This is a genomic window from Arthrobacter sp. D1-29 (assembly GCF_054130585.1).
The window spans coordinates 1,935,863-1,952,302 of the sequence record NZ_CP096383.1; the positions used below are offsets into that span (position 1 = coordinate 1,935,863).

16 protein-coding genes, 6 tRNA genes and 1 riboswitch are annotated in these 16,440 nt (G+C 64.7%); of the genes, 8 read left to right on the forward strand and 14 right to left on the reverse strand.

What is annotated here, in order from left to right:
• Nucleotides 1-12: 12 nt before the first annotated feature.
• The 4 genes from M1E17_RS08955 to M1E17_RS08970 form a co-directional block, all read right to left on the reverse strand.
• Nucleotides 13-768, reverse strand: coding sequence for an SDR family NAD(P)-dependent oxidoreductase (locus M1E17_RS08955; RefSeq protein WP_457966810.1), 756 nt, complete (start codon nt 766-768; stop codon nt 13-15).
• Nucleotides 765-2,168 carry a DUF6421 family protein gene (locus M1E17_RS08960; RefSeq protein WP_457966811.1) on the reverse strand — a complete coding sequence of 468 codons (1,404 nt, stop codon included), beginning with the start codon at nt 2,166-2,168 and terminating at the stop codon, nt 765-767. The genes M1E17_RS08955 and M1E17_RS08960 overlap by 4 nt, the downstream gene beginning before the upstream one ends.
• 150 nt (nt 2,169-2,318) lie before the next feature.
• Entirely contained in the window at nt 2,319-2,783 is a 465-nt protein-coding gene (gene msrB, locus M1E17_RS08965; RefSeq protein WP_457967659.1) for a peptide-methionine (R)-S-oxide reductase MsrB, read from the reverse strand.
• A 152-nt stretch (nt 2,784-2,935) separates the two neighbouring features.
• Nucleotides 2,936-3,427 carry a hypothetical protein gene (locus M1E17_RS08970; protein WP_457966812.1) on the reverse strand — a complete coding sequence of 164 codons (492 nt, stop codon included), beginning with the start codon at nt 3,425-3,427 and terminating at the stop codon, nt 2,936-2,938.
• 145 nt (nt 3,428-3,572) lie between these two features.
• On the opposite strand from M1E17_RS08970, the gene M1E17_RS08975 reads away from it, so the two are divergent.
• The gene (locus M1E17_RS08975; protein ID WP_457966813.1) at nt 3,573-4,859 is read left to right on the forward strand and encodes an alpha/beta hydrolase family protein; all 1,287 of its coding nucleotides are present in this window, start codon (nt 3,573-3,575) and stop codon (nt 4,857-4,859) included.
• Nucleotides 4,860-4,879: 20 nt separating this feature from the next.
• Here M1E17_RS08975 and ybaK read toward each other — a convergent pair whose 3' ends face one another.
• From ybaK to M1E17_RS08990, 3 genes are read right to left on the reverse strand one after another with little or no spacing between them, the layout of a single operon-like run.
• Nucleotides 4,880-5,377 (reverse strand): Cys-tRNA(Pro) deacylase, encoded by a 498-nt coding sequence (gene ybaK, locus M1E17_RS08980; RefSeq protein WP_457966814.1) that lies wholly within the window; start codon nt 5,375-5,377, stop codon nt 4,880-4,882.
• Between the two features lie 17 nt (nt 5,378-5,394).
• On the reverse strand, nt 5,395-5,856 hold the full coding sequence (locus M1E17_RS08985; protein ID WP_457967661.1) for a SufE family protein: 462 nt from the start codon (nt 5,854-5,856) through the stop codon (nt 5,395-5,397).
• 54 nt (nt 5,857-5,910) lie between these two features.
• Nucleotides 5,911-6,828: a sulfurtransferase gene (locus tag M1E17_RS08990; protein WP_457966815.1), complete on the reverse strand. Its 918-nt coding sequence runs from the start codon at nt 6,826-6,828 to the stop codon at nt 5,911-5,913.
• Between the two features lie 217 nt (nt 6,829-7,045).
• On the opposite strand from M1E17_RS08990, the gene zapE reads away from it, so the two are divergent.
• Nucleotides 7,046-8,083: a cell division protein ZapE gene (gene zapE / locus M1E17_RS08995; RefSeq protein ID WP_457966816.1), complete on the forward strand. Its 1,038-nt coding sequence runs from the start codon at nt 7,046-7,048 to the stop codon at nt 8,081-8,083.
• A gap of 147 nt (nt 8,084-8,230) precedes the next feature.
• On the opposite strand, the gene M1E17_RS09000 is transcribed toward zapE, so the two are convergent.
• From M1E17_RS09000 to M1E17_RS09030, 7 genes are all read right to left on the reverse strand, one after another.
• Nucleotides 8,231-9,445 (reverse strand): benzoate/H(+) symporter BenE family transporter, encoded by a 1,215-nt coding sequence (locus M1E17_RS09000; RefSeq protein WP_457966817.1) that lies wholly within the window; start codon nt 9,443-9,445, stop codon nt 8,231-8,233.
• 206 nt (nt 9,446-9,651) lie between these two features.
• A complete protein-coding gene (locus M1E17_RS09005; RefSeq protein ID WP_457966818.1) occupies nt 9,652-9,900 on the reverse strand; it encodes an antitoxin in 249 nt (82 codons plus the stop codon).
• Between the two features lie 231 nt (nt 9,901-10,131).
• Nucleotides 10,132-10,203 (reverse strand) — tRNA-Val (locus M1E17_RS09010).
• A 61-nt stretch (nt 10,204-10,264) separates the two neighbouring features.
• Nucleotides 10,265-10,337: transfer RNA gene (locus M1E17_RS09015), tRNA-Gly, on the reverse strand.
• A 54-nt stretch (nt 10,338-10,391) separates the two neighbouring features.
• A tRNA-Val gene (locus M1E17_RS09020) sits at nt 10,392-10,466 on the reverse strand.
• Between the two features lie 40 nt (nt 10,467-10,506).
• A tRNA-Cys gene (locus M1E17_RS09025) sits at nt 10,507-10,577 on the reverse strand.
• 47 nt (nt 10,578-10,624) lie between these two features.
• Nucleotides 10,625-10,697: transfer RNA gene (locus M1E17_RS09030), tRNA-Gly, on the reverse strand.
• Between the two features lie 272 nt (nt 10,698-10,969).
• Here M1E17_RS09030 and M1E17_RS09035 point away from each other — a divergent pair.
• The 6 genes from M1E17_RS09035 to rpe all read left to right on the forward strand — a co-directional run bounded on the left by M1E17_RS09035 (nt 10,970) and on the right by rpe (nt 15,994).
• Nucleotides 10,970-11,041, forward strand: a tRNA-Val gene (locus M1E17_RS09035).
• Nucleotides 11,042-11,133: 92 nt separating this feature from the next.
• Nucleotides 11,134-11,994 (forward strand): cytochrome, encoded by an 861-nt coding sequence (locus tag M1E17_RS09040; protein ID WP_457966819.1) that lies wholly within the window; start codon nt 11,134-11,136, stop codon nt 11,992-11,994.
• 94 nt (nt 11,995-12,088) lie between these two features.
• Nucleotides 12,089-12,706, forward strand: coding sequence for a peptide deformylase (gene def, locus M1E17_RS09045; protein ID WP_457966820.1), 618 nt, complete (start codon nt 12,089-12,091; stop codon nt 12,704-12,706).
• Nucleotides 12,703-13,623 carry a methionyl-tRNA formyltransferase gene (gene fmt, locus M1E17_RS09050; protein WP_457966821.1) on the forward strand — a complete coding sequence of 307 codons (921 nt, stop codon included), beginning with the start codon at nt 12,703-12,705 and terminating at the stop codon, nt 13,621-13,623. The genes def and fmt overlap by 4 nt, the downstream gene beginning before the upstream one ends.
• Complete coding sequence (locus M1E17_RS09055) at nt 13,620-15,236, forward strand: RsmB/NOP family class I SAM-dependent RNA methyltransferase (RefSeq protein WP_457966822.1); 1,617 nt, start codon at nt 13,620-13,622, stop codon at nt 15,234-15,236. The genes fmt and M1E17_RS09055 overlap by 4 nt, the downstream gene beginning before the upstream one ends.
• A 77-nt stretch (nt 15,237-15,313) precedes the next feature.
• Nucleotides 15,314-15,994 (forward strand): ribulose-phosphate 3-epimerase, encoded by a 681-nt coding sequence (gene rpe, locus M1E17_RS09060; RefSeq protein WP_457966823.1) that lies wholly within the window; start codon nt 15,314-15,316, stop codon nt 15,992-15,994.
• A 40-nt stretch (nt 15,995-16,034) separates the two neighbouring features.
• Nucleotides 16,035-16,189: riboswitch (FMN riboswitch) on the forward strand.
• Nucleotides 16,190-16,440: the final 251 nt, after the last annotated feature.

Genomic DNA, 16,440 nt, shown 5'->3' on the forward strand with positions numbered 1-16,440 from the left:
GTCTAAGTACAGTCAGGGGGCCAGCAGCAGGCGCTGGCCGTTCAGCTCATCGGCAGGCTTTGTGAAAAGTTCGACGACGGCGCGTGCCAGGTCCTCGACGTCGGTGGCTCCGGGAAAATTCCGTTCCGGGTGCTGCTTCCGCATGTCAGCGTCCACCAGCGCCTTGACCACCAGGACGACGGCGGCACAACGGAGCGGACCGCCCGCAGATTCAGTTTCAGATTCTGTTGCCGATCCAGCGCGGATGGTGCGGGCGAAGCCCTCCGCCATGGCCATGGTCCACGTTTCCGCGGCTGCTTTTGCCGCCACATAGCTGGCGGCGGCAGCAGTGGGTTTTCCCACCGAGGTAGAGGAAACCATCGCGAACCTGCCACAGCTCGAGGCGGCCAGGTCGTCATAGAAAACGCGGGAGACATTCCGGAGCGTGGTGATGGCTGCGCGCTCCAGGAATTCCCAGTCGGCATCGCTTTGGTCCGCGATGCCTTTTGCGCCGCGCCAGCCGCCCACGAGGTGGATGACCGCATCAATGCTGACGCCGGCGCTGGCAAGATAGTCCTGCAGCTCCTGCACTTCGGCCAGGCCGGCGAGATCGCACACCAGCGGGGTAACGCCGTCGCCCGCCTTCGCCGCCGCTTCCTCGATGCGGGCCCTGTCTGAACCTACGGTGAAGACCCGATAGCCGGCCTGCAGGAGCGCCCCGGCCACGGCAACCCCTGACGCCCCGCTGCCCCCGGTGACCAGGACGTTAGGGGCTGTGCCCTCATTCACTGCGCTGAACTGCCGGTGATGCTGGAACTGCCGGTGATGCTGGACTTGCCGGTAATGCCGGCTGTTGACTCGATGACAGGACGCATCTTCTTCTCCAATGCTTCATAGAACATGGACAGCGGGAATTCGTCATCCAGCACCTGGTCCGTGAGGCCACGGGGAGGGCCGGTGAGGGGCAGTGCGTCGGTGCCCCTGGCCCATACGGAAGCAGGGTGGGGCGTAACGGTGGCCGAAATCAGCTCATAGGCGGCAAGCCAGTGTGCCATTTTTGGCCGGTCGATGGAGCGCCAGTACAGGTCATCGATCTTAGCTCCCAGCGCGATGACGGCGTCCGCCACCTGGTCCCAGTCGATCCTGAGCCTGCTGTCCGTCCAGTGCAGGACATGGTGTTGGTGCAGCCAGGCGAACAGCAGCTGGCCGCCCAGGCCGTCATAGTTACGCACCCGGCTGCCGGTGATGGCAAAACGGAAAATCCGGTCGAAGATGATGGCGTACTGCACCAATTTGGCGTGCCGGCGGGCTTCAGGCTGGGCGTCGTCGTCCTTTTCAAGCCGGACAGACTCCCGGAAGGCTGTGAGATCGCAGCGGAGTTCCTCCAGTGAATACAGGAAGAACGGCATGCGCTGCTTGATCATGAACGGGTCAAATGGCAGGTCCCCGCGCATGTGGGTGCGGTCGTGGATGAGGTCCCACATCACAAACGTGGCTTCCGTCAGTTCCTGGTCCTCCAGCAGCTCGGCAGCACCGGGCGGCAGTTCCAGCGACGTGATCTCCGCAGCCGCCCGCAGGACGCGCCGGAACCGGGCCGCTTCACGGTCCGCAAATATGGCGCCCCACGTGAAAGCGGGGGTCTCGCGCACCGCCACTGTTTCAGGGAACAGGACGGCAGAGTTGGTGTTGTAGCCGGGGGTGAAATCCAGGAAGCGGATGGGCACAAACAGCTGGTTGGAGTAGTCGCCGGCCTCCAGCCCGGCGATGAAATCCGGCCAGACCACCTCGATCAGCACGGCTTCCACGAGCCTGCTGCTGCTCCCGTTTTGGGTGTACATGGGGAACACCACAACATGCTGCAGGCCGTCATGGCGCTGCTGCTGGGGCTGGAACGCCAGGAGCGAGGAGAGGAAATCCGGCACACCGAAGCCGGCGCCGGCCCACGCCTCGAAATCCCGGGCGGCGGCGGCCAGGTAGGCCTCGTCATGCGGGAAAAGCGGGGCAAGCCCGGCCAGCGCCTCAACGATGGCCGCAACCCGGGCAGCGGCAGCAGGGTGATCCTCGGGTGCAGGGACGGATCCCTCCTGCACCTGGAGCTCCTGCAGGGCAATGGCAGCGGCCTTGAGGCGAAGCCAGCCGGGGTGCTCCGCAGAAATCCTGGTGGGGGCACTGATCACAGTCTCGGTCACGGCAGGCTGCCTTTCTCTTTTGCTTGAACCTCTGCGGCGAGCGTAGCAAGCAACCAGAGTTTCTAACCTAAGAATGCCTCAAGCATAAGAGACTCTCGGCCTCAGGGTGGTCCAGGGCCCGTCCAGGTACAGCCTTCCGACGCCTCGGACTCAGCTTTCCGTGCCGGAGCTTTCCGTCCGCGGTTCCGTGCCGGCTTCTTCTCTGGGCACCAGCTTCAGGGAGACGGAATTGATGCAGTAGCGCTGGTCAGTGGGGGTTCCGTAGCCCTCGCCGTCGAACACATGGCCCAGGTGTGAATCGCAGTTGGCGCAGCGGACCTCCACGCGTTCCATCCCGAGGGTGCGGTCATGGATGTAACGGACCGTGCCCTCCGCCAGCGGTGCCCAGAAGGACGGCCAGCCGCAATGCGAGTCGAACTTTTCGTTGCTCGTGAACAGTTCGGCCCCACAGGCACGGCACTGATAGACGCCGGCCGTGTGGGTGTCCCAGTACTCGCCGGTGTACGGGCGTTCTGTTCCTGCCTCCCGCAGTACGTGGTACTCCTCCGGGGTCAGTTCCTGCCGCCACTGGGCATCGGACTTCTGCTGGCCGCTCGCAAGGCCGTCGGCGTTCACAGCGCCGCCTGCGCTTTCAGGAGTGTTTTCCGTGCTGTCGCCTTTTTCCGTGCCGTTGCCTTTTTCCGTCCCGTCAAGGGTGCCCGGAATGGACCCGGTGGCCCTGTTGCCGAAAATGTCTTTTCCGAAGATGCTCATAGTCTTGTCAACGCCTAGGAGTCACCGATAAATCCCGAACCGGCGTACAGGTGCAGGACGGGCAGGCCAAGCTGTTCCTGCGCCTTGTTGGCCCAATCCGTATGGAAAGTATCGGCCACCGCATGCGGGCGGGTGATCACCACGGCCTGGGCAGCACCGAGCTCTTTGACCTTCGCCACCAGGCTGTCGACGGCGCCACCTTCCACCACCTCGCCGGTGACCCCGCCGCCCAGACCCTGGAGGGCTCCAAGCGACACTGTCAGTGTCTCTGCCGCCTCCGCCCGTTCAACAGCGGGATCAGGGGCATGGGAAGTCAGCTCGCGGAACGCCTTCGCGACCTCCAGCATGGACAGATTCTCCAGGAAATCCACCAGCAGATGGCGCTCGGTATTCGCCGGGACCAGCAACACAAGATGCGTGTCTGCGCCGTCCACCAGCCGTTCAATATTCAGGCGGTCGTCCGCGCCCAGGGGTTCTTCGGTCAGGATGACGATTGGCTCGCTCATGGCATCAGCCTAGTCCTGTGCCTCTGCGCCTGCATCCATTTGGGGTGGTGGCGCCCCTGTGTTCTCCCCAGAATTCCGGCAGCATTCCGGCGTGGCACGGGCGCGCGAATATGGCCAACCGGGAGGCTGCAGTAAGAATAGTTCTATGGCACCTTCTTCACGCACTCCCACTTTGCCGGCCAAACTGACGCCCCAGCCCGACGCCGGGATGTCCCTGCGGGCCAAGTGGACGCTTGGTGGCGTCATCGGCGGTGGTGCATTGGCCGGCCTGCTGGCTACGGGCTCCTCCGCGCTGGCTTTGTATTTCGCCCGGCGCGTCATCACCCCCGCCCGGCAGCGGGTGGCAAACCAGGAAGTGCTGGCCGTGATCCGTGAAGGCCAGGGCCAGCAGATCATTCTGGCGGCCAACGAGGACACCACCGTGGAAGGCGTTTACGGCCTGTTTTTCGACGGCGGCAAGGGGCATGCGCGGATCGGCCGGATCGTCTCCTATTCGCCGGCGGAACGGACGGTGCTTCGGGAGGTGGAGGCCGTCTACTCCGGTGACATCAACACAGCCCACCGGGGATGGTGGAGCGGCGCCGTGTACCCCGATCCTGCCGCCGTCGGACTGCCTGCAGAGGACGTCCTGATCGAGGTGGAGGGCGGCCAGGCTCCTGCCTGGCTGGTAAGGGCAGCGGGGAAAAGCCGCACCTGGGCGATCATGGTGCACGGCCGGGGTGCCACCCGGCAGGAGGCCCTGAGGGCTGTTGGCCCCGCAATGGAACTAGGGCTGACCAGCCTGGTGGTCTCTTACCGCAATGACGGCCTGGCGCCGTCCGCGGACGACGGCCGGTACGGCCTGGGGTCTACGGAATGGCGGGACGTGGAAGCGGGCATCGAGTACGCCCTGGCCAACGGCGCGGAAGAAATTGTCCTCTTCGGCTGGTCCATGGGCGGTGCGATCTGCCTGCAGACGGCAGACCGGTCCCGCTTCCGGCACCTGATCCGCGCCCTGGTGCTGGACGCGCCTGTGATCGACTGGGTCAACGTGCTGGCCCACCATGCCGCGATGAACAGAATCCCCTCCCTGGTGGGGCGGTACGGACAGCTGATGCTGGGCCACCCGCTGGGCCGAAGGCTGACAGGACTGGCCGCACCGGTGGACCTGAAGGCCATGGACTGGGTCTCGCGTGCAGTGGAACTCCGGACACCCACCCTGATCCTGCACAGCGTCGACGACGAGTACGTGCCTTACGGTCCGTCTGCCATGCTCGCGGAGCGGAACCCGGAAATGGTGACCTTTGAAACTTTTAACCATGCCAGGCACACCAAGGAGTGGAACGTCGATCCCGAGCGCTGGGAACGCCTGGTCAAGGCGTGGCTGCGGCAGCAACTCGCGCCCCGGGCCAACCATCCGGGCCAGCCTGCTCAGGAGGCCCCCGAAGCGTGAAGCGTGAGGGCGACGGGTAGCTAGCTTTTTGTCGTGCCGATGGCGGCTGTGACGGCGGCGGTCAGCCGGATCAGATCCGCGGGCGCCAGTTCGATGTCGAGTCCGCGCTTTCCCCCTGAGACGAGCATGGTCTCTTGTGCCAGGGCGCTGCCGTCAATGACCGTGGGGGAGGACTGTCGCTGGCCCAGGGGTGAAATGCCGCCCAGAACGTAGCCGGTGCGCCTTTCGGCTGCTGCAGGATCAGCCATGGTGGCTTTTTTGGCGCCCATAGCCGCGGCGAAGGCTTTCAGGTCAAGGTTTCCGCTGACCGGAACCACGCCCACGGCCAGCCGCCCCTCCACCTCCACCATCAGGGTCTTGAAGACCCTCTCCGGTTCAATGCCCAGGGCGACGGCGGCCTCCGTCCCGTAGCTGGCCGTCGAGGGATCGTGGCTGTAAGGATGCAGCACAAAAGGAACGCCGGCCGCCGTCAGTGCAGCGGTGGCCGGCGTTCCCTGGGAAGTGCTCTTTCGTCCCAAAACCGCAAGTTTCGGGTTTAGGCGTGAAGCCGCGTGGTGGCGGCAACCTTGCGCTTGATGCGGCCCAGCATGGCCGTCATGCCACGCATCCGCAGCGGCGTGATGGCGCGGGTGAGGCCCAGCAGTTCCGGCATGTCGTCGGGGACCGCCAGGATCTCGGCCGCAGTGAGACCGTCAAGTCCTTCATGCAGTACACCTGCGAACCCACGCGTCGTGGGCGCTTCCGGCGGTGCTTTGAAGTACAGCCGGACAGCGTCCGCGGAGCCGTCGTCGTTCTTCTGCGTCTCGATGGTGAGGAACAGCGGCGACTGGCATTCCACCACCTGCTCCAGGAGTTCAGGATGGTTCTTCAACCTGTCCGGAAGCTCAGGCAGCCCGCGCGAGAACTCGAGCAGCAACTGCAGCCGGTCCGGTTCGGACAGGGCCTGGAAGTCATCAACGATTTCCGCCAGTGCGGCGGGCAGGGCATGTGTGTTCATCATGTCCAGCTTACGCAGGTTTCAGGCGGGCGTCCGCGCACAAACCGGGCCGCCTCAGTTGGCCGCGGGCACGGTGCCGCGCTCGGCGCCCTTGACGATGGGGACACGGACGGCGTTGCCCCACTCGGTCCAGGAACCGTCATAGTTGCGGACAGTGTCGAAGCCCAGCAGGTACTTGAGGGCAAACCAGGTGTGGCTGGACCGCTCACCGATGCGGCAGTAGGCCACCACGTCGTCGCCCTCGCTGAGGCCTGCCTCGCCGAGGTACAGGGCTTCAAGTTCTTCGCGGCTGCGGTAGGTTCCGTCCGCAGCGGCTGCGCGGGCCCACGGAATGGATGCCGCCGTCGGGATGTGGCCGCCGCGGAGGGCGCCTTCCTCGGGGTAGGCAGGCATGTGGGTCCGCTGCCCGGTGTATTCCTCGGGGGAGCGTACGTCGATGAGGGGGTTCCCGAAGTGGGCCAGGACGTCTTCCTTGAAGGCGCGGATGGGGGCGTCGTTGCGCTCCACCACCGGGTATTCGCCGGGGGCCGGCGTGGAGGTGTCAGTGGTCAGTTCCCGGCCTTCGGCAATCCACTTGTCCCTGCCGCCGTCCAGCAGCCGGACGTCCTCGTGGCCAAAGAGCGTGAAAACCCACAGGGCATAGGCAGCCCACCAGTTGGACTTGTCGCCGTAGACCACCACGGTGCTGTCGCGGGAGATGCCCTTGGCAGCCACGAGGGCTGCGAACGCCTTGCCGTCCACGTAGTCCCGGGTCACTTCGTCGTTCAGGTCTGTGTGCCAGTCGATCTTGACGGCGCCGGGTATATGGCCCGTCTCATAAAGGAGGACGTCTTCATCGGACTCCACCACCACAAGCTTTCCGTCGGCAACGGCGCCGGTTTCAAGGGCGGCGGCGAGCCATTCGGTGGAAACCAGCCGCTCGGGGCGGGCATAGGCGGCGAACTTCTCGTTCTGTTCAACGGGGTAGGACATGGTGATGGCCTTTCACTGAAACCTACGGCGGACCTGCAGTAGGACGTTGGTAACCTGTTCCAACACTAACCACGGCCGGGAGTGATTTCCGCTTTGCGTTAACAGAGGGAAATATGGCCTTCGTCACGCCCTGCCGCCCGTGCCCGCCAAGGCGGGGGAGCCCTGCCGTATTGCCGGTATTCTTTCTGGGGACACGTCACCAGCAGAACGGACCACCTTGGTACAGATCGAACAGCTTGCCGCCCGGACTCCCAAAGTTTCGGTGGATGAGCTCCTCAAGGGTTTCTTTCCCTCGCCGAGGTTTGGCCAGGTCTCTTTTGCCAGCTACCGTCCGGACCCCCAGCAGCCCAGCCAGGCTTCCGCGGTCAGGGCACTGGAAGGATTTGCGGGCAGTGTGGGTGCCGGCGAGGGCGCCGGCCTCTTCAAGAGGCTCTTTGCCAAGAAGGACGTATCCCGGGCGGGCATCTATCTGGACGGTGGATTCGGCGTCGGGAAAACCCACCTGCTGGCCTCGACGTGGCACGCTGTCCCCGGCCCGAAAGCCTTCGGCACCTTTGTGGAGTACACCAACCTGGTGGGCGCACTGTCCTTCCGCAAGACCGTGGAGGCCCTGAGCCACTACAAGCTGGTGTGCATCGATGAATTCGAGCTGGACGATCCCGGCGATACTGTCCTGATGTCCAGGCTGATGCGGGAACTCGCTGACGCCGGTGTCAAGCTCGCCGCGACGTCCAACACCCTTCCCGGCTCGCTGGGAGATGGCCGGTTTGCCGCCGTTGACTTCCAGCGTGAAATCCAGGTGCTGGCAGACCAGTTCGACGTCGTCCGGATCGACGGCGAGGACTACCGCCACCGCGGCCTGCCCGCCGCTCCCGCTCCGCTGAAGAACAGCCAGCTGACCGCGCACATGAAGGCCGAATTCGACGGCAAGACAGTGGCGCAGGACGAATTCAGCACCTTGATCAGCCACCTGGCCGGTGTGCACCCCAGCCGCTACCGGAAGCTCATTGACGGCATCGACGGCGTGGTGTGGCGCAACGTTGAGACCATTACCGAACAGGCTGTGGCGCTGCGTTTTGTGGTCCTCGCGGACCGGCTGTACGACAAGGACGTTCCCATCCTGGCCAGCGGCGTTCCCTTTGACCAGCTGTTCACCGACGAGATGATGCACGGCGGGTACAGCAAGAAGTACTTCCGCGCGGTTTCGCGGCTGACTGCCCTTGCCCGGGAGGGCCAGAACCACGAGCCGTCCTAAGGATCTGCGCCTGCCGTTGTAACTGCGGCGGTGCTTCCCGTGGTGCCGCCCGAGCCGAATCGGGGCACTTCGACACGGACACGCCGCCGTTCCAGCCTGTTTCCTGGGTTTTGTGGTCCAAAGTGCCCCACGACGGCGGGGCCAACTTCAGCCTTGTGGCTTGCGGTCCTTGAAAATCCAACGCACCGCCAGGCCGGCCGCCAGTGCCCAGAATGCTGCCCCGATCCCGGCAAAGCTGAGTCCGGAGGCCGCGATGAGGAAAGTTATTGACGCGGCGGTCCGGTCCTCGGGTACGGCCAGGGCGGAGGAAACAGAAGCTGCCAGCGTGCCGATCAGGGCCAGGCCTGCCACTGCCTCCAGCATTCCCGGGGGAGCGGACGTCACCACCGCCACGAGGGCGGCAGAGAAGAGCGCCAGCACCGTATAGGCAAGGCCGGAGGTAAAAGCCGCAATCCACCGTTTCTTCCTGTCCTGGCCCGCTTCGGGGCCGGCAGCAAGGGCTGCGCTGAGGGCGGCAAGGTTGATGGCATGGCCGCCGAACGGAGCACTGAGCATGGTGCCGGCTCCGGTAAGCAGCATGGACGGGGCCCACGGCGTGGTGTAGCCAAAGGACTTGAGCACGGCCACCCCCGGGATGTTCTGCGATGCCATGGTCACGATGAAAAGCGGCAACGCAATTCCGGCAATTGCCTGCAGACTGAACGCCGGTGTGGTCCAGATAAGTTCCGGAAGCAGGCCCGCCTGGGTGGGGGCTGGACCGTCAATGGCCACCTGGATTCCGATGACGGCCAGTGCCACCAGCAGCGACGACGGTACCGACCAGCGGGGCGCGAACTTCATCATGAGCAGCCAGCAGATGATTACCGGGGCCACCAGTACCGGGGTGCTGCCCAGTGCTTTGAAGGGTGCCAGGCACAGGGACAGCAGTACGCCGGCCAGCATCGCCTGCGCCAGGGGCTCAGGAATACGGGTAAACAGCCGGCCCAGTGCCGGGATGAGGCCCGTCAGGGCAATCAGGACGCCCGTGATGAGGAAAGCGCCGACGGCGGCCGGCCAGCCGCCGTCGACTCCTCCGGAACCGGCAAGGAGTGCCGCTCCGGGGGTGGACCACGCCAGGGTCACCGGGACTTTGGAGCGCCAGGAAAGCCACAGGACCCCGAGTCCGAAGACCAGGGTCAGGGCCAGCAGGCCTGAAGCCGCCTGCCGGGGATCGGCGCCAACTGCCTGAAGTCCGGCGAGCACTACGGCAAAGGATGAGGTAAAGCCCACCAGGGCGGTGACAATGCCGGCGACGATGGGCTGGGAGAGGCGGTGAAGACTGCGGGAAGCTGATACCGGGGTGGCTGCGGGGGACTCAGGCATAACCAGCACGTTACCGGGAGGGATGCTTTGACTTGTAACACGCGGCGTCCTGAAACGCGTGGTGTCCTGAAACTCGGGGTCCTGAAACCGGAGTGCCAGCCCACGGCGGCGAGGATGCCTCCTTAAATGCCAAAGGTGCAGGTGCCGCCTCGCGGCGGGACCTGCACCCCCTTGACGTGTAGGGCAAAGCCCTGGCCAAATCCTGCTTACGGAGCCCTGTCTGCCGGAGGAGCCGGCGGTACCTGCCCGCTGGCAGGTGGCTGGTCAGGTGTTCCGTCGTTTTTGTCAACGAATCTGGAAGCGCCATCCTGGATTTTGTCCACGTGACCTGCGTACTTGCCGCCGGTTTTCGTGTCGACAAAATCGCCGGCCTTGGTGATGCCGTCCTTGATGGCCTGCTCGTTGCCATGGATGAGACCTTGAGCCTTGCCCTTAAGATCGTCAATCAGTCCCACGAGCACCTCCCTTCAATCGCGGAGCCAGGTCGCTCCTCGCGCAACCGATCTTAGCCCTGTTGCCGGAGCATTCCAAGGTCTTTGACAAAAGTTGTCAAGTGTTGGTCAGTAAGGCTGGGGGGTTGGGAAGGGTGGGCACATTTGGAGTCGATGCGGGGCAGATCGGCAGGAAGTGCCGGTCCTGTGACAGGCAAGTGCAATAAAAAAGCAGCTCCGTCAGAGCTGCTGCTGTGGGCGATACTGGGATCGAACCAGTGACCTCTTCCGTGTCAGGGAAGCGCGCTACCGCTGCGCCAATCGCCCGGAACCGGAAGTCCGGCCATCTCTTCAGGAACTTGTGTGCCTAAGACATGGGGAAGAAGAGAGCGGACGACGAGATTCGAACTCGCGACATCCACCTTGGCAAGGTGGTGCTCTACCAGCTGAGCTACGTCCGCAATGCATCGGTTCCGCCGGGGCCGAACCTACTGCAAGAAGCAAGTTTCCTTGCCTGGTGGGCGATACTGGGATCGAACCAGTGACCTCTTCCGTGTCAGGGAAGCGCGCTACCGCTGCGCCAATCGCCCATTGCCATCCGGCCTGAACCGGAAACCATGGTTTTCACCGAGGTGGGTACGGGATTCGAACCCGTGTATACGGCTTTGCAGGCCGCTGCCTCGCCTCTCGGCCAACCCACCGTGTAAGCGTCGATTCCGAAGAATCATTGCCGTGACAGTGTCCTGCGAGCGGACGACGAGATTCGAACTCGCGACATCCACCTTGGCAAGGTGGTGCTCTACCAGCTGAGCTACGTCCGCATTTTGGAGTGCGAATTCCGTGCCGTTACCGGCATTTCCTCGCGTTCCAACGAGTAAAAACTCTATAGGAGGTTCAGGGAATCTCCAAATCGCCGGGCGTCGGGCGGTCATAAGGGGCCTGGATCCCTGCAATCTAGGGGTTTTTCTAAATTACAGGCGTGTAATTTGCGCTGGATTCGGCAATGATTTGCTGGCGGTTTGCTGGCGTTCTTCCGGCCATGAGCAACGGATTTCCAAAACCCTCCAGGGTGGGCTAGCATTCAAATGCATCGGGGCGATTGGCGCAGTGGTAGCGCGCTTCGTTCACACCGAAGAGGTCACTGGTTCGAACCCAGTATCGCCCACCGAGGAATCTGGTCCGTTTCTGCTCATTCGAGTGGAAACGGACCTTTTTTGTGCGTGCCTTTCTGTCACCCCCTTGTGAAAGAGTCTTTCTATGACTGATCCACTTCTTGCCCACGCCACGGAGTATGGCCGCATGTATGCGCGGTCCACCACTGAGCAGTTCTCCGTTCCGTCCATCACCACTGTCATCGGCCAGCAGCCGCACGGCCTTGACGGCTGGTTCGGATACATGGGGGCCAGCAGCCTGGCGAAGGATCCGCTGCTGGCTGACTGCCTGGGCAGCCCCGCCAAGATCAGGCAGGCCGTCAACCGGGCCTCCAAGGCGGCCGAGACCTACCGTGATGAAGCAGCCCGGCGTGGTGACCGTGTCCACAGCTACTGCGAGCAGGTTGCCCTCCGCGCCCTGGGCCGGCCCCACACCATGAAGGAAACGCGGGAAGCACTCGCGGCTAACGGGGAGGAAGCCTTCGCCGTCCGCTTTGACGAATGGTGGGAGCTGTTTGGTGTGGAGCCCATAGCCCCGGAAATCACTGTCTGGAACAAGTCCGTTGGCTACGCCGGAACCCTGGACCTGGTGGCCCGGATCAATGGCCGCATCTGCCTCATCGACTACAAAACAAAAGGCACCACCCGTGAGGGCACCGTCAAACCGCTCGATGACAAGGTGGTCATGCAGCTGGTGGCCGGCATGAAGGCTGAAGAAAGCCTGGTGGATGCCGTCGCGGGGGAATGGGAGGCCTGGAAATACGGGGAGAACCCCGTCCTCCTGGCTGTGGCGATTGGTGAGACGGAAGTCCGCCCGGTCCGGGCCAACCCGGAAGTCCTCAAACACCACTGGTGGAAGTTCTGCGCGCTGAGGCGGGTTTGGGAGCTGTCGGCGGACACCATCAGCGCAGGCTCCGCCCTGCTTCCGGTTGCTCCACCACCCTTGGCGCAGGTCCGGATGGCCTAGCGGCCGGTCTCCGCAAGTAAAGTCCCTGCCCTCAAGTACCTGCACCTAAACTGGATTGGTTCCCTTTACCGTCCACCGTGAGGAAAAACAGCACATGGCCATTCTGAATATCCGCATCATCGGTGATCCTGTGCTGCGCACAGTCGCCGATCCCGTGACGGAATTCGGGCCGGAGCTGGCCAAGCTCGTAGCAGACATGACCGAAACCATGGAGGACGTGGACGGTGCGGGGCTCGCTGCCCCGCAAATAGGCGTAAGCCAGCGGGTCTTCACCTACCGCATCGACGGCGTCGAGGGCCACATCATCAACCCCGTCCTGGAAAACAGCGACGACTACCAGCCGGACCAGGTGGAAGGCTGCCTCTCCATCCCCGGGCTTGGTTTCCCGGTCCGCCGTTTCCGGGCCACCCGGGTCACGGGCGCTGACCTCCACGGCAATCCCGTCACCGTGGAGGGCGAAGGCATGCTGGCACGGTGCTTCCAGCATGAGACGGACCACCTGGACGGCATTCTCTACACTGACAGGCTGGAGGGCGAGGATCGGAAGGCAGCCCTGCGCTCCATCCGCAACGCCAACTATGACGCCGTCACGGAACGCACGACGGCGGAGCGCGCCAAATCTGTCGGGTCCAGTTTCGGCGGCGCAAGCTTTGGTGCCGCGGCAAGTTTTGGTGCCGCTGCCGGGACGAATCCGGCCGGCCGCAGCAAATGAGGGTACTTTTCGCCGGGACCCCTGCCGTGGCGGTCCCATCGCTGGACGCCCTCGTCCAGGCAGGTTTCGACGTCGTGGCGGTCCTGACCCGGCCGGACGCGCCGATCGGCCGTAAACGCGTGATGACGCCGTCGCCCGTTGCGGCGCGGGCCATGGAGCTGGGCATCGAGGTCATCCATGCCGCCCGCGTGGATGAGTCCGTCACGGCGAAGATCGCCGGGGTGAAACCGGACGTGGCCGCCATCGTGGCCTACGGCGGGCTGATTCCCCGCGCGGCCCTTGATATTCCCCGGCACGGTTGGATCAACCTGCACTTTTCGCTTCTTCCCGCCTGGCGCGGCGCAGCTCCCGTGCAGCGGGCCGTGATGGCCGGCGATGACATCACAGGGGCCGTCACCTTCCTTCTGGAGGAAGGGCTGGACACTGGTCCCGTCTTCGGGACACTCACGGAGCAGGTTGGCCCTGACGACACCGCAGGAGAGCTGCTCGAGCGGCTGTCCCACAGCGGTGCGGTCCTCCTGAGCCAGACGCTGTCAGCAGTGGAGGCAGGCAGGGCCGTTCCCGAGCCCCAGCAGGGCGATGTTTCGCTGGCTCCCAAGCTGACCCTCGACGACGGCCGGATCCATTGGAACCAGCCGGCACTGGCCATCGGCAGAAGGGCCCGCGGGGTTACCCCGGAGCCTGGCGCCTGGACCACCCTGGACGCCCAGCGCGTCAAACTCGAGCCGGTGCGGCTCCGGCCGGAAATCCAGGACCTGGCCCCCGGTGCTGTGGCGGTTGACGGGAAGAGCGTCCTGGTGGGGACGGGATCCCACGCCGTGGAGCTGACCCGGATCCAGCCCGCCGGCAAAAAGATGATGGCCGCCGCTGATTGGGCGCGCGGCATGGCTTCCCTTGAAAGCGTGGTGTTCGAATGAGCGGGTCCGGCGGAAATCCAGGCGGCCGCGGCCAAAGTGGCCGCGGCCAAAGCGGCCGCAGCCAGGGCGGCAGTGGCGGACAAGGCAGTGGCGGACAACGCGGCGGCGGGGGGCCGCGGGACGGCAGCCAGCGCAACGCGCAGGGCCGGGAACGGAACCGCGGCCCGCAGCGCAGCTTCACGGAGAATGCCCCGGCACAGCGCACCCGGAGGGCAGATCCGGCTCGGCTGGTGGCCTTCGAAGTCCTGCGGGCTGTAGCGGCCGAGGACGCCTACGCCAACCTGGTGCTGCCTGCTCGGATCCGGCACCACGGGCTGGACAAACGCGACGCCGGCTTCGCCACCGAACTCAGCTACGGGGCACTCCGTGGCCAGGGGACGTATGACGCCATCCTGGCCCGGTGCGTCGACAGGCCGCTGGATCAGCTGGATCCCGCCATCCTGGACGCCCTTCGGATCGGCACCCACCAGCTGCTGGCCATGCGTGTCCCTGCCCATGCCGCGCTGGACCAGACTGTTGGCCTGGCCCGCGCTGTTATTGGAGCGGGCCCGTCCGCCCTCATCAACGCGGTGCTGCGCAAGGTGACAGCGCACACGCTCGAGGAATGGCTGGAGCTGCTGGTCGCCGGGGAAACCGATGAAACCAAGGTATCCTCCATTCGCTATGCCCACCCGGAATGGATTGTGCGCGCCATGCGCCAATCGCTGGTGGCGCATGGCCGCCCGGCCACCGAAATCAATGAACTGCTCGACGCCGATAACGCCGCTCCCGTAGTCAACCTGGTTGCGTTGCCGGGGCTGGGGAGCCTGGATGAGGCGCTCGAGAACGGTGCAACACCTGGCGGGCTTGTGGAAGGTTCCGCACTGTCCAGCGGCGGCGACCTTGGCCGCCTCGCATCAGTACGGGCCGGGAGCACCCGTGTCCAGGACGTGGGCTCCCAGCTGGTAGCCCGGGCCATGGCGGCTGCAGACGTTCTGCCGCGTGCCGCGGCTGGTACGGACGGCGGGGCCACGGACGAGTCATGGCTGGACCTGTGTGCAGGGCCCGGCGGCAAGGCTGCGCTTCTGGCCGCCCTCGCCAAACAGCAGGGCGCCACACTCCTGGCCAACGAACCTGCCCCGCACCGGGCCAAGCTGGTCAGCCAGGCCCTGGCCGCCGTGCCGAAGGACGTCTGGCAGGTGCGCACCGGCGACGGCCGCGAACTGGGCACCGAACAGCCGGAATCCTTCGACCGCGTCCTGGTGGATGTGCCCTGCAGCGGGCTCGGTGCGCTCCGCCGCCGCCCGGAATCCCGATGGCGCCGTACCCCCAAAGACCTTGCCGACCTGGGGCCGCTGCAGCGTGACCTCCTCAAGTCCGCCCTTGCCGCCGTCCGCCCGGGGGGAGTGGTGGCCTATGTGACCTGCTCACCGCATCCTGCCGAAACCACAGCCGTGGTCACCGATGCCCTCCGGAAGCGGGATGACTTTGAGCTGCTGGATGCCGGTGCCGCGCTGGATAAAGTGAGCCTCACCGGCAACCTCGGCGCGGGCAACGGGTCCACCGCCCAGCTGTGGCCGCACGTCCACAGCACTGACGCCATGTTCCTTGCCCTCATCCGCAAAAAAGCCTGACCTGTCATTACCGGGCAGTGCCAGACAGCCTTCCGGATGCAGAAGTCGTATCCCGCAGACCCAGTGAAAGGTTCACCATGACCCAATGCTGCATCAACCCGAGCATCCTCTCCGCAGACTTCGTCAACCTCGAAGCCGAACTGCAGCGCATCGGCAATGCCGACGCCGTGCACGTTGACGTGATGGACAACCATTTTGTTCCCAACCTCACTATTGGCCTGCCCGTGGTCCAGCGGATCCAGGCTGTCAGCCCGGTGCCCCTGGACGCCCACCTGATGATTTCCGACGCCGACCGCTGGGCCCCCGGATTTGCCGAGGCCGGGCTTGCTTCGGTGACCTTCCATGCCGAGGCATCCATCGCACCGGTCAAGCTTGCCCGTGAGCTGCGTGCGCGCGGATCCAAGGCGGGGATGGCACTGCGGCCGGGAACGCCGGTGGAACCGTATCTTGACATGCTCTCCGAGCTGGACATGCTGCTGATCATGACGGTGGAGCCCGGCTTCGGCGGGCAGTCCTTCCTGGACCTGACGCTCCCCAAGATCCGCCGTGCCCGGGCGGCCATAGACGGATCGGGGATCGGGGTGGCCATCCAGGTGGACGGGGGCATCACGGAGGAAACCATCGTCCGGGCAGCCGAAGCCGGTGCCAACGTCTTTGTCGCGGGTTCCGCGGTTTACGGCGCAGAGGACCCCGCAGCTGCCATCGAGCGGCTGCGCGCTGCTGGCAGCCAAACATTAAGTGCTGTGTCGGCGGAATAGTCTGGAGCCCTTCGGGGTTGTGGCAGAATAGCAACACACAATACGTGCTCCGGGGTCGGTGTAAGTCCGAACCGGCGGTGATAGTCCGCGACCCGCGAGCCGGTGCTTTTCCACTTCAGGAGAAGAGCCGGCGGACGGTTGAACCGGTGAAATTCCGGTACCGACAGTTAAAGTCTGGATGAGAGAAGCACGTACAGCTGTATCCGTGGTGTCCTGTGACGCCCCGTTTTTCCGCTGTCGTATACCCCCGGAGCCATCGCGGTTCTAGAGGGAAGGAACGACACACAGATATGAACCCCTTGCGATGGCTCTTTGATGCCAGGACCTCTGCACGTGCAGGGTCCGCCTTTACCGATCCGGTGGCCAGTCCGTGACGGCGGCACCCGAGCAGCGGATCGAAGCCCGGCCCGCCACACAGCCGGCTACCCAACAGCCAGCCACCCAAC